This window comes from Halomonas sp. Bachu 37 (assembly GCF_039691755.1).
Classification (GTDB): domain Bacteria; phylum Pseudomonadota; class Gammaproteobacteria; order Pseudomonadales; family Halomonadaceae; genus Vreelandella; species Vreelandella kashgarensis.
The window spans coordinates 647,215-659,813 of sequence record NZ_CP137552.1; the positions used below are offsets into that span (position 1 = coordinate 647,215).

General features: G+C 59.5%; 10 protein-coding genes. 7 read left to right on the forward strand and 3 right to left on the reverse strand.

Annotated elements, in window-relative coordinates:
* Positions 1-20 precede the first annotated feature (20 nt).
* Positions 21-599 (forward strand): elongation factor P hydroxylase, encoded by a 579-nt coding sequence (locus tag R5M92_RS02895; RefSeq protein WP_346797707.1) that lies wholly within the window; start codon positions 21-23, stop codon positions 597-599.
* On the opposite strand, the gene R5M92_RS02900 is transcribed toward R5M92_RS02895, so the two are convergent.
* Both R5M92_RS02900 and R5M92_RS02905 read right to left on the reverse strand, forming a co-directional pair.
* Positions 586-1,074: a hypothetical protein gene (locus tag R5M92_RS02900; protein WP_346797708.1), complete on the reverse strand. Its 489-nt coding sequence runs from the start codon at positions 1,072-1,074 to the stop codon at positions 586-588. The genes R5M92_RS02895 and R5M92_RS02900 overlap by 14 nt on opposite strands.
* On the reverse strand, positions 1,067-1,945 hold the full coding sequence (locus tag R5M92_RS02905; RefSeq protein ID WP_417339051.1) for a TatD family hydrolase: 879 nt from the start codon (positions 1,943-1,945) through the stop codon (positions 1,067-1,069). Before R5M92_RS02905 ends, R5M92_RS02900 begins: the two co-directional genes overlap by 8 nt.
* A gap of 422 nt (positions 1,946-2,367) precedes the next feature.
* Here R5M92_RS02905 and R5M92_RS02910 point away from each other — a divergent pair, with 422 nt between their 5' ends.
* From R5M92_RS02910 to R5M92_RS02930, 5 genes are all read left to right on the forward strand, one after another.
* Complete coding sequence (locus R5M92_RS02910) at positions 2,368-3,600, forward strand: ABC transporter substrate-binding protein (protein WP_346797709.1); 1,233 nt, start codon at positions 2,368-2,370, stop codon at positions 3,598-3,600.
* A gap of 116 nt (positions 3,601-3,716) precedes the next feature.
* Complete coding sequence (locus R5M92_RS02915; protein ID WP_346797711.1) at positions 3,717-5,273, forward strand: fatty acyl-CoA synthetase; 1,557 nt, start codon at positions 3,717-3,719, stop codon at positions 5,271-5,273.
* Positions 5,274-5,276: 3 nt separating this feature from the next.
* The gene (locus R5M92_RS02920; RefSeq protein ID WP_346797712.1) at positions 5,277-6,431 is read left to right on the forward strand and encodes an acyl-CoA dehydrogenase family protein; all 1,155 of its coding nucleotides are present in this window, start codon (positions 5,277-5,279) and stop codon (positions 6,429-6,431) included.
* Positions 6,432-6,517: 86 nt separating this feature from the next.
* Positions 6,518-7,705, forward strand: coding sequence for a beta-ketothiolase BktB (gene bktB, locus R5M92_RS02925; RefSeq protein ID WP_346797713.1), 1,188 nt, complete (start codon positions 6,518-6,520; stop codon positions 7,703-7,705).
* A gap of 86 nt (positions 7,706-7,791) precedes the next feature.
* Positions 7,792-9,459 (forward strand): fatty acid--CoA ligase, encoded by a 1,668-nt coding sequence (locus R5M92_RS02930; protein ID WP_346797715.1) that lies wholly within the window; start codon positions 7,792-7,794, stop codon positions 9,457-9,459.
* Here R5M92_RS02930 and R5M92_RS02935 read toward each other — a convergent pair.
* A complete protein-coding gene (locus tag R5M92_RS02935; protein ID WP_346797717.1) occupies positions 9,456-10,463 on the reverse strand; it encodes an AraC family transcriptional regulator in 1,008 nt (335 codons plus the stop codon). The genes R5M92_RS02930 and R5M92_RS02935 overlap by 4 nt on opposite strands.
* Positions 10,464-10,634: 171 nt before the next feature.
* Here R5M92_RS02935 and R5M92_RS02940 point away from each other — a divergent pair, with 171 nt between their 5' ends.
* Positions 10,635-12,557 (forward strand): ATP-binding cassette domain-containing protein, encoded by a 1,923-nt coding sequence (locus tag R5M92_RS02940; protein ID WP_346797719.1) that lies wholly within the window; start codon positions 10,635-10,637, stop codon positions 12,555-12,557.
* Positions 12,558-12,599: the final 42 nt, after the last annotated feature.

Consider the following 12,599-nt stretch of genomic DNA (forward strand, 5'->3'; position numbering starts at 1 on the left):
GGAACGATAAGAGAGCAACCGTGACCCAATCCGAAACACGCTGGACCTTGGACGATATTACCGCCTTGTTCGATGGGCTCTTCCATGAGACATACAGTACCCGGCTGGTACGTGGCGCTGACGAGCCGTTATACCGCCCGGCAGGCGCTGATTATGATTACCATCAAGTGATTTTTGCTCGTGGTTTCTACGCTAGCGCCTTGCATGAAATCAGTCACTGGTGCATCGCGGGAGAACGCCGCAGAGGGCTTGAAGATTACGGTTACTGGTATTTACCCGATGGCCGCACTGCCGAGCAACAAGCGGCTTTCGAAAAAGCGGAAATCGCTCCCCAGGCGCTTGAACTATTATTCACTGAAGCTTGCCAGAGGCGCTTCCACGTCAGCGTGGACAACCTGGGCGGGGATGCTGAGGTGGACCGAGAGGCTTTTGAGGCGCGTGTCATGAGCAGGGCCGAGCGCTACCGACAAGAAGGCTTACCTGTTCGTGCCGCTGCATTCCGTTATGCCCTGCTGGCATATTATCAAGAAAACAGATCACGCAAGGCAGCCATAGAGTGTGGTTTGGCTGCCTTGCGTGGTGATCCTATTCTGCAGTGAGGTCTTCAGTCAGGCGTTGATGCAAGCTCAACATGACTTGGGTCTCGTGTTCCGGTCGCAAGGGTTCGAGCCCCAGTTCGCTGAACATTTCACTGCGTTGGCGCTGCCACTCACCCGCTGAAACATGATCGTAGAGGCTTTCCGCCGGGGCCAGCTCGACAAAGGGGTCTAGCCCGTAGGTATCGAACAGGCGCGCCAGGGCAGCCTCCTCCTCGCCGTTATCGCTGGTATAGAGCGTGGCGGAAAAATGGTCGTTTTCCAGTTCACGTATTACATCCAGTGGGCTTACCCCGAAACTCTCCAGTTCTTCGAGGCTATAGCCGCCCAGGACGTTCATGTCTTCGTCGAACCAGTCGGCGTCCGGTTGAATCAGGGTGTGCTTGACGCGTCCATCGGGTAATGACCAGGCAATCGCGAGGGGTAACCCGTCCTGATCACCGGTTTCGATGGCGATGAAGCCGGGAAAATCATCCATGTTGCAATCCCTCGCTATCAGTGTGGGGAAGTCGGAAAAAGGCGGTGGCGGTGGCGGTAGTGGCCTCGGCCAATCGTGCTTCGCCAATACCATGCCAGTGCGCGATCTCGCGGCCTATCCAGGGAAGAAGTGCCGGTTCGTGGCGGCGTCCCTTGAGCTTGGCGGGAAGATTGCGCGGAAGCAGATAGGGACAGTCGGTTTCCAGCATCAGCCGTTCCAGCGGAATAGCCCCAACCAATTCCCGCAGATGGTGCCCGCGACGCTCGTCGCACAGCCAGCCGGTCAAACCGATATGCAGATCCAAGTCTAGATAACCATAGAGTGTGGCTCGGTCGGCAGTGAAGCAATGCACCACCGCTTGGGAGATATCGTCACGCCAGGCATGCAGCATCTGCTGCATGCGCTTGCCGGCATCGCGCTCGTGCAAAAAGAGCGGTAAGCCACTCTCGGCAGCGAGACCGAGCTGAGCCTCAAAAGCCCGCTCCTGCGCCTGGGGAGAAGAGAAGTTGCGATTGAAGTCGAGTCCGCACTCACCGACCGCCACCACTTCGGGCTCTTTATGAAGTGCCGCCATGTCGCGTGCCATGCTGGCATTCCAGTGGCTCGCATCGTGCGGGTGTACACCAGCCGTGGCATACAGACCGGGGTAGCGCCGAGCCAGTTCCACCGCCTGTTCGGCATGTTCGAGATCGGTCCCGGTTACTATCAGTTTGGTGACGTTGGCAGCGCGTGCTCGTTGCAGCACGGCTTCCAGATCACGATTGAAGCTTTCGTGGGTCAGATTGGCGCCTATATCAATCAAGGGAGCGGGCGAGCGAAAGCGTAGTGCCTCGGGAAGAAAATCATCGAACGAATCAGCCAGCTCGGCCACGGTTCAACTCCTGTGTACGGCAGAAAGGTACAAGCAAAAAAGTATTGTACCTGTGCGGCCCCGCCTCCTGCCAACCCTGATCGCCAAGGGCAGTTCTCAGTGGCAAGAGGGTGGCTATCGCCAGAATGACTCAACAGTCAAGCATGGCGTGTTATGTGTTATTCGATCTAAAAGAGAACTCGGGGAAATGGAAGTTTTATTAGCAAGACACTGATTATAAATATAATAATGTTTAATGAAGTGAAATGGAGAAGGGCTCGGTGAAATGAAGATGGCATGAAATGCAAAGAAAATGGCCTGAAGCGTAAACCATCGAAACGGGATTACTCCTACCATGAAGTAACCGGTCACAAGCAGTATTCAAATGCAGTACCGGCCATTGAGGTTTTACCTTGAATAACAACAAGACAGGGTTTTCATCTATGCGACTCAATCATCAATTTGCCAAGAGCGCTCTGGCGCTTTCCATCATCCTTGCCGGACACACGGGGCTGGCGCATGCCACCGATTCCTCGATAACCGATAACGAGATTCGCATCGGTTACCTGGCGGACATGTCCGGTGTCTACCGGGATCCCATCGGCCCGTTGGGGTTGGATGCGATCAATATGGCAATCGAGGATGTCGGTGGCAGTGTCGCTGGTGCGGATATCGTTCTTTTCAATGCCGACGATCGCAACAGTCCCGATGTCGGTTCCAGCGTCGTACGTGAGTGGATTGACGAGCAAAATGTCGACATGGTGACGGGGTTGGTGGCCTCATCGGTAACCCTGGCAGCGGTCAAGTTGCTGGAGGAGGAGAACCGTCTGGGGCTGGTGAATGGTGCGGTCTCATCCAGTGTGACCAATGAGCACTGCTCGCCCAACCATATTCATTGGGTCTATGACACCTGGGCCATGTCCAACGGCACAGCCAAGGCGATAACCCAGGAGGGCCACAAGAACTGGTACCTGCTGAGTGCGGATTACTCGTTCGGCCATGCGCTGGAGCAAGATGTCGAGCGGGTCGTTACCGAGAATGGCGGTACGATCGTCGGCTCGGCGCGTCACCCTTTCCCCAGCAGTGATTTCTCCTCCTTCATGCTTCAGGCCCAGGCCTCGGGAGCCGATGTCATCGCTCTGAACAATGCCGGGGGGGATACCATCAACGCCGTTCGCACGGCCGGCCAGTTCGGCATCACCCAGGCGGGGCAGATCCTGGCGGGAATGGTGCTGTTCAGCACCGACATTCGCAGCCTGGGGTTGGAAAACGCCCAGGGGCTGCAGTTCACCAAGGCTTGGTACTACGATCTCAATGACGAGACCCGCGCCTGGGCCGAACGTTTCCGCGAGCGTACCGGCAGCATGCCGACTATGGTTCATGCCGGACTGTATTCCAGCACCCTGCACTATCTCGAGGCGATCGAGGCGGTAGGAACGGACGATACCCAGGCGGTTCGCCAGCAGATGATGGATACCCCCGTCAACGACATCTTCGCCACGGATGGCTACATCCGCGAGGATGGACGCATGGTGCACGACATGTACCTGGTGGAGGTGAAGACACCGGAAGAGTCCGCGGATGAAGACGATCTCTTCCGTGTCGTGCGCACCATACCCGCGGAAGAAGCCTTCCGTCCCTTGTCCGAAAGCGTGTGTCCTCTGGTCAATAGCTGATTCTTTGGTCAACAAGTGAGGAGACCATCGATGACAGAAGTGATGGACTCCGTTGAAGCCACGCAGCAGCCAGCAACATACGAAATAGCCAACAATAATAGTCATCAGGAGTGGGCATGAAGACTCAAGTGGCAGTGCCACCCACGATTAACCAGAACACCATCGGCGCGGCATTGAATCGAAGTGCTCGCAAGCATCGTGACAAGCTCGCCCTGGTGTTTGGGGAGCGCCGTTGGAGCTATACCGAGTTGAACCAGGCGGTTAACCGGGTTGCCCGGCGCTTTCTGGAAGCCGGGCTGGAACCCGGCGACCGGCTGGCGGTGTATGGCAAGAATTCCGACGCCTATCTAATCGCCTGGCTGGCCGCGACTCGCGCGGGGCTGGTCCATGTACCGATCAACTTCGCCCTGAGCAGCGACGAGCTGCGCTATATCCTCGATCAGTCCGGTGCCGCCGGGCTGTTGAGCGATCACAGTCTGGCCGCCAATGTTACAGCTGCCACCCACGGCCTGGAGCTCAAGGTGAGCGCTACCTTGCATGCTGACCAGGGCGAAACGCTCGATGTATTGCGAACGGCACTCAGCGAGAGCGATGCTACCGAGCCGGCGGTCGATATCGATGCATCCAGCCTTGCGCAGTTGCTGTATACCTCTGGCACCACCGCGGCGCCGAAGGCCGCGATGATGACCCACCAGGCGTTGATGGCGGAATACACGGCGTGCATGGTGGAGCTGGATATCAAGGGTGACGAGCCGATGCTGGCGGCCTTGCCGCTCTATCACTCGGCCCAGATGCATGTGTTTCTGATGCCGGCCTTGTTACTCGGTGCCCCGGTCTATCTGCATGAAGCGCCGCTGCCGGATCAATGCCTGGCGCGTATGGCGCAGGAGCGCATTGTGTCGTTCTTTGCACCACCGACGGTCTGGATCAGCCTGCTGCGCCATCCCGAGTTCGATAACTACGATCTCTCCTCCCTGCAAAAAGCCTATTACGGCGCTTCCATCATGCCGGTGCCGGTTCTCGAGGAGCTGCAGCAGCGCATTCCCGGGGTCGGGCTCTACAACTGCTACGGTCAGAGTGAAATCGCTCCGCTGGCGACCGTGTTGCGTCCCGACGAACACCAGCAGCGTCCGGCGTCGGCGGGCCGCCCGATCCTGACGGTGGAAACGCGTATCGTCGATCTCGAGATGAACGATGTGCCCATCGGCGAGCACGGCGAGATTGTCCATCGGTCCCCGCAACTGATGACCGGTTACTGGGATAAACCCGACATGACCCAGGAAGCGTTCATCGGCGGTTGGTTTCACTCCGGCGATGTGGGCTATTTCGATGACGAGGGCTATTTGTATGTCGTCGATCGCATCAAGGACGTGATCAACACCGGAGGCGTGCTGGTGGCCAGCCGGGAAGTGGAAGAAGTCCTGTTCCAGCATTCAGCGGTCTCGGAAGTGGCGGTGATCGGCCTGCCGGATGTCAAGTGGATAGAAGCGATCACGGCGGTCGTGGTGCTCAAGGCGGGGGCTGAGGTCGATGAGGCGGAGCTGATCGCCCACGCCAAGTCGCACATGGCGCCCTACAAGGTTCCCAAGCGCATCCTGTTCGCCGATGAACTGCCCAAGAGTACCGCAGGCAAGATTCTCAAGCGGCATCTGCGCAAGGATTTCCAGGACTGAATCATGGCTCACTCCGAACATACTGATATGACGGCGCTTTTTCACGACATGATTCGCCGGTTTCTGGCTCAAGAGGTGGCGCCCCATTACGAGCAATGGGAAGAGCAGGGAGAAATCCCCCGTGGGATATGGCACAAGCTGGGTGAAGCCGGCCTGCTGGGGATCGACCTGGATGAGAGTCACGGCGGCGCGGGAGCGGATGTGGCCGTTACCCAGCTGGCGCTCGAGGAGATCTCCCGCCATGGCTTCGGCGGGCTGGCAAGTGCCTATAACATCCACGCCAATATTGTCATGCCCTATCTCCAGAACCTGGGAAGCCCGGCTCAACAGGAGCAGTGGCTACCCGCTATGGCACGGGGTGAGGTGGTGGGTGCCATCGCCATGACCGAGCCCAATGCGGGCAGTGACCTGGCAGCACTGAAGACTCGCGCCAAAAAAGTGGAGGCTGGATGGCAGCTTGACGGCGCCAAGCTGTTCATCACCAACGGCCAGGTGGCCGATCTGGTCATCGTCTGCGCCAAGACCGACCCGGACGCGGGCGCCAAGGGTGTCTCCTTGTTTCTGGTGGATACCCGGCTGCCCGGATTTTCCCGTGGCAAACCGATCAGGAAAATCGGCCAGCACGCCAGCGATACTGCCGAGCTGTTCTTCGACCAGCTGTTGCTGCCCGAGTCGGCACTGCTGGGAGAAGTCGGTGCGGGGTTTCGCTACTTGATGCAGGAGCTGCCTCGTGAACGCCTGGGCGTCGGTGCCCAGGCATTGGGTGCCATGGAAGGGGCGCTGGCATTGACGCTTGACTACGTCAAGGAGCGACGTGCTTTCGGCCAGGCGGTCGGAGACTTTCAAAACACCCGCTTCAAGCTGGCCGAGATCAAGGCGCAAATCGACATGGCCCGGGCCTATTTCGATTCCTGCGTGGAGAAGTATCGCCACCAGAAAATGGACTCCACCGATGCCGCCATCCTCAAGTTGCAATTGAGTGAAATGCAGTGCCGCACCGTGGACACCTGCCTGCAGTTTTTCGGCGGCTACGGTTATACCCTCGAGTATCCGATTTCGCGGTTCTACCTGGATGCTCGGGTGCAAACCCTCTACGCCGGTACCTCGGAAATCATGAAAGAGGTCATCGCTCGTTCCCTGCTGGGCAGAGCGGCCTGAGCGGCAATCATGGCGAGCGTGGGCAGACTGTGACAGAACAGCGTTGACAGCACGGCTTTACAGGACAGAACTGACAGGAGAAAGACATGCGCTTGGATTCGGTTGTTATCGTCGATGGGGTGCGTACCGCCATCGGTAGCTTCGGCGGCAGCCTGGCGGGGCTGGCCCCGCATGAAATGGGCACGGTGACGGCGCGTGAGGCGCTCCAGCGCGCCAAGGTCGCCCCCGACTGGATCGATCATTCGGTCTATGGGCATATCATCACCACCGGGCCGCAGGATGCCTATCTGGCGCGCCATATCGCACTCGATGCCGGCGTGCCGGAAGCGGCGGCAGCCTTCAACGTCAATCGTCTGTGTGGCTCGGGCGTGCAGGCGGTGGTGTCGGCGGCTCAGCAGATAGCGCTGGGTGACAGCCGCTTCGCTCTGGCGGGCGGGGCCGAATCGATGAGCCGTGGGGCTTACGTGTTGCCTCCCCAGGCCCGCAACGGGATACGCATGGGGCATGCCGATATTCAGGATTTGACCCTGGGAATTCTCAGCGACCCATTCGGCAGCGGCCACATGGGGGTGACGGCGGAGAATATTGCTAAGCGTAACGGTCTCTCCCGCGACGACCTGGATCAATTCGCCCTCGAAAGCCACCAGAAGGCCGCCCGGGCCATCGACGAAAACCGATTTGCCGACCAGATCGTGGCGGTTCCCGTCAAGCAAGGCCGCGGTGAACGGCTGTTTACCCAGGACGAGCATGTGCGTGAAAACGTCACCCTGGAAGACCTGGCACGACTGAAGCCGGCTTTCCGCAAGGATGGCATCGTCACCGCCGGTAACGCCTCCGGAATCAACGATGGCGCTGCGTCCCTGGTGCTGGCCGATGCCGATGAAGCGCAGCGCCAGGGCTTGACGCCACGGGCTTGCCTGCGCGTGGCGACCGTGGCCGGAGTAGAGCCGTCACTGATGGGGCTGGGGCCCATACCGGCGGTCAAGCGCTGCCTCAAGCAGGCGGGGCTGAGCATCGGCGATATCGACGTAATCGAATCCAACGAAGCCTTTGCCGCTCAGGCGCTCGCCGTGGCCCGGGAACTGGAATTTCCCCTGGAGCGTCTCAATCCCAACGGCGGGGCCGTAGCCCTGGGGCACCCGGTGGGTGCCACCGGCGCCATCCTGATTCTCAAGGCGCTGCATGAACTGGAGCGAACCGAAGGGCGCTACGGTCTCATTACCTTGTGTATTGGTGGGGGGCAAGGCATCGCCTTGCTTATCGAGCGCTGCTGAGCCAATTATCGTTACGGTAAATCCCGCAAGAGACATGACCAACAAGTGCTATTAACAACAATAGCCATGAACAACAGGAGCCAATCATGAGCCAGGTCACGCCGAAGATTCTTCCGCCCACGGCTTCCGCCACGAATCCGCCGCTGATGATCGGCGATCTTCTCGATTCGGGCGTGCGCATGGCTGGTGACAACCAGATTGTCTACCGCGACCAGAGTCGTCATGACTACCGGCGTTTTCGTCAGCGCGTTCACCAGCTGGCGCACCTGTTGTCGGCGCAAGGGGTCAAGGCGGGAGATGTCGTGGCGGTGCTGGATTGGGATAGCCACCGTTACCTGGAATGTTTCTTCGCCATCCCCATGCTTGGCGCGGTGCTTCACACGGTCAATGTGCGTCTGGCACCCGAACAGATCCACTACACCATGGAGCACGCCGAGGATGCCTTCGTCCTGGTTCATGAGGATTTCGTGCCGTTGATGGCACCATTGGCGATAAAGTTGCCAATGGTGAAAGGCTATCTGCTGTGCCGGGAACAAAACCAGATTGACGAATCTGCGGCCGCCCAATCAGGGCTCGATGTGGTGGGCGAGTACGAGGCCTTGCTCGCCGAGCAGCCACTCGAGTATGACTTTCCGACATTCGACGAGAATGCCGTGGCCACGCTGTTCTATACCACCGGTACCACCGGCAACCCCAAGGGAGTGTTCTTTACCCACCGGCAGCTGGTGTTGCATACCCTGGGCGAAGCCAGCCTGTTCCAGGCGCCGGGCTTTGCCTTGCTCGATAGGGACAAGGTCTACATGCCCATCACCCCCATGTTCCATGTCCATGCCTGGGGCGTGCCCTATACCGCCACGCTGATGGGGGCAACGCAAGTCTACCCCGGGCGCTACGAGCCGGAAATGCTGGTCAATCTGCTGCTCAAGGAGAAGGTCGATTTCTCCCATTGCGTTCCCACGCTGCTCAACATGGTGGTCAGCGCCGATGCCATCGCCTCGGGGCAGGTCGATCTCTCCGGCTGGAAGGTACTGGTCGGCGGTAGCGCCCTGACCCAGTCGCTGGCGAGCAAGGCCAGGGAGCTGGGAATCGATACGCGCAGTGCCTACGGCATGTCGGAGACCTGTCCGCTATTGACGGCGGATATATTGCCCAGCGATATCGATAAAGCCGATTTCGAGACCCAATTGCCCTGGCGCTGCAAGGCCGGGCTTCCCGTACCGCTGGTCACGTTGCAGGTCGTTGACGAAAGCGGCGAGCCGCTGCCTCACGATGGCAGGAGCGTGGGGGAAGTGCGCGTAAAGGCTCCCTGGCTGACCCAGGCATATTACAAGGAGGAGAAGCGTAGCGAGGAGCTGTGGCGTGACGGCTGGCTGCATACCGGCGATGTCGCCTCGTTGGATGAGCGGGGATTTCTGACCATCAGCGATCGTATCAAGGACGTTATCAAGACCGGTGGCGAGTGGCTGTCGTCGTTGGAATTGGAGAACTACATCAGCCGCTGCCCGGGAATCGCCGAAGTGGCGGTGATCGGTATCAAGGACGAGAAATGGGGCGAACGGCCAGCGGCTCTGGTGGTGGCGAATGATCTCAACAATCCCCCCGAAGCCGACCAGGTGCAGGCTTTTCTGCAAACCTTCGTCGATCAGGGCAAGCTCAACCGCTGGGCGATTCCGGCATTCATTCGTTTCGTCGACGAGATTCCCAAGACCAGCGTGGGCAAGCTGGACAAGAAGCGCATTCGTCAGGAGGTTTAGGCCGTAGAGGCGAGTTCACGTCGGTACGCGGCGGGCGAGTTGCCCGTCCACGCCTTGAAGGCGCGACTGAAACAGGCCAGGTCGTCGAACCCCAGCGCTTCGGCGATGGAGATCAGAGGGCGCTCGCTGCGGGTGAGCGCCTGGATGGCGTAGTCGCGCCGGAATTCATCCTTGACCGCCTGGAAGTGCGTGCCTTCGGCCGTAAGATGACGGGAAAGAGTTCTGACCGACATATGCAGCGCCTGAGCTACATCGCCTACCGATCCGGAGGCTGGTAGATGACGGGCAAGGTGTTCACGGACACGGTGCGATAGCAGGCGATCCTCGAACGAAACGTAGAACCAGTCGGCGGGAGCCCGTTTGAGAAACGCGCCCAGGTTGCGCTTGGTCTGCCGGATGGGCTGCTCCAGTAGTTGGCTATCGAAATAGAACGCCGTCTGGGGACGATCGAAATGCAGCTTGCCCGGATAGAAATAGAGATAGTCGGCGCTATGGGCCGGCTGGGCGTAGGCGCACTCCATCATCAGCGGCGGAATCTTGCGCGCAATCATCCACGAGGCGATGCCGTGAAACAGCTTGAGCATCAACTCGTGAATCAGGATACGGCTGCCGGTAGGCGTACGGTACTCCACCAGCGCCATACGGGCCAGGTCGCCATCCACGGAATACTCGTAGCCGAAGTCATCCAGCAGGATGCGGAAGAATAGCGTGTAGCGATGCAGCGCGACCTTCAGCGTCGGGGCATCGAGAACGCTCAAGCAAAGAAGTTTCAGTGTGCCGCCGCGCAAGGGTCGGGCAAAGAATCCTGGAGTCTCGTCGTCAAGCAGCAGCACCAGCGAGCGGTAGAGCCTGGCGAACTGCTCCACGGTCACCCGACCATGGGGAGCATCGAGTAGAAAATTCGGTATTCCGGCATAGTCCAGACATTGTTGACGGTAGCGCGACGGGTGCGCCAGGCCGTTAAACAGCTCGTTGACGAAATGCATGGAAACCGTAACCGTCACTGATATCGCTCCTGCGCCGGGACTCGAAAGGCTTGACGTTAGCACGCCCTCGATGGACCCTCCAGCGGTTGCATCCACGCCACTTGCCCCCATGCCCTTGGCCATGCGTTACACTACCCGGATCAACATGCTCCCGGAATGACCCGCGCCTGTGACTCGAGAGGATACTGCGTGACCCTGCTACGTCTGGAACAACTGCAACTTGCCTATGGCACCCATGTACTGCTCGACCGCGCCGAACTGACGCTGGAAAGAGGTGAGCGGTTGGGGCTGGTGGGCCGTAACGGCACCGGTAAATCGACACTGTTGAAGCTGGTGGCTGGCGACATTTTCCCCGATGACGGGTCGATCTGGCGCGTCCCGGGCTTGAAGATCGGCGTGCTTTCCCAGGAGCTACCCGAATCCACCGGCATGACCATCTTCGAGGTAGTCGCCCAGGGTCTCCCCGAGGCGGGTGAACTGTTGGCGGAATATCATCACCTCATCCATGAAGATGAGCCCGACATGAACCGCATGGCGACGCTGCAGACGCGCCTGGAGGCCATTGACGGCTGGTCGTTTCATCAACAGATCGATGTAGTGCTGACGCGCCTCGGCTTGCCGCCCGAAGCGGAAATGAATTCTCTTTCCGGTGGCTGGCGCCGGCGCGTGGCGCTGGCCCGGGCGCTGGTCTCGGAACCCGATCTGTTGCTGCTGGATGAGCCGACCAACCACCTGGACCTGGATACCATCGCCTGGTTGGAAGAGCAGTTGCTGGCCTTCAGCGGCGCGGTATTGCTGATTACCCACGACCGTACCTTCCTCTCCAAGCTGGCCACCAATATCCTCGAGCTGGATAGAGGCAAGCTCGGCCGATATCCCGGTGACTACGCTGCGTATCAGGCGCGCAAGCAGCATGAACTCGAGATCGAGGCTCGGGAGAACGCCGAGTTCGACAAGAAACTGGCCCAGGAAGAGACCTGGATTCGCCAGGGAATCAAGGCCCGCCGAACCCGTAATGAAGGCCGTGTACGCGCGCTTGAGCAGATGCGTAACGAACGCAGCCAACGGCGCGAACGTCAGGGCCAGGCCAATCTCAGCGTGGATAGCGGCGAGCGTACCGGCAAGCGTGTGGTGGAGCTCAAGGGGGTCAGCCACTACTTCGGCGAAGAGGCGATCATTCGCGATCTATCGCTGGAAATTCAGCGCGGAGATCGTATCGGTTTTCTGGGTCGCAACGGGGCAGGAAAGACCACGCTGCTCAAGATATTGCTGGGTCAGCTCGAGCCCACCGAAGGCACGGTACGTCTGGGAACCAACCTGAAAGTGGCGTATTTCGATCAACTGCGTGCGGGGCTGGAGCCGAACAAGACGGTTTACGACAACGTCGCCCAGGGTAGCGACCGGGTCAGCGTGGGTGGCAAGGACCGCCATGTGATGAGTTACCTGCAGGATTTCCTGTTCACCCCCGAACGCGTGCGCCAGCCGGTCAAGGCCTTGTCAGGTGGTGAGTCCAACCGTTTGCTGCTCGCCAAGCTCTTCACCCAGCCGGCGAACGTGCTGGTACTGGATGAGCCGACCAACGACCTGGACATGGAAACCCTGGAGTTGCTCGAAGAGCTGCTGCTCGACTTCGACGGGACGCTGCTGCTGGTGTCCCACGACCGAGCCTTCATGGATAACGTGGTGACCAGCGTGCTGGCTTTTGAAGGCGAGGGCGCCATACGCGAGTATGTGGGCGGTTATAGCGACTGGATTCGCCAGGGCGGCAGACTGCCCCCCGCACCTTGGGAAGGTGCCGCACGTCAGCAGGCCGAGCCGGTGGCTGAAATTGCCCCGACCAAGAGCACAAGCGCAGTAGCTCCAGAGCCGACGAAGAAAAGCGTGAAGCTCTCCTACAAGTTGCAGCGAGAACTGGACGCGCTACCAGCGCAGATAGAGCAATTGGAAAACGAGCTTGCCGATTTCGAGACCCGGATCGCCGATCCGGCGTTCTACCAGCAGGAGGCGGGTACCGTCAGCACTACGCTGAAGGAGCATGCCGATAAGCAGGCAGAGCTTGAGGCGATGATGGAACGCTGGGTGGAGCTCGAAGCGAAGTCCGCCGGCGAGTAAGCCGCACTGCTGAAAACTCAAGTGCAGCAAGGTGCCTTGCTG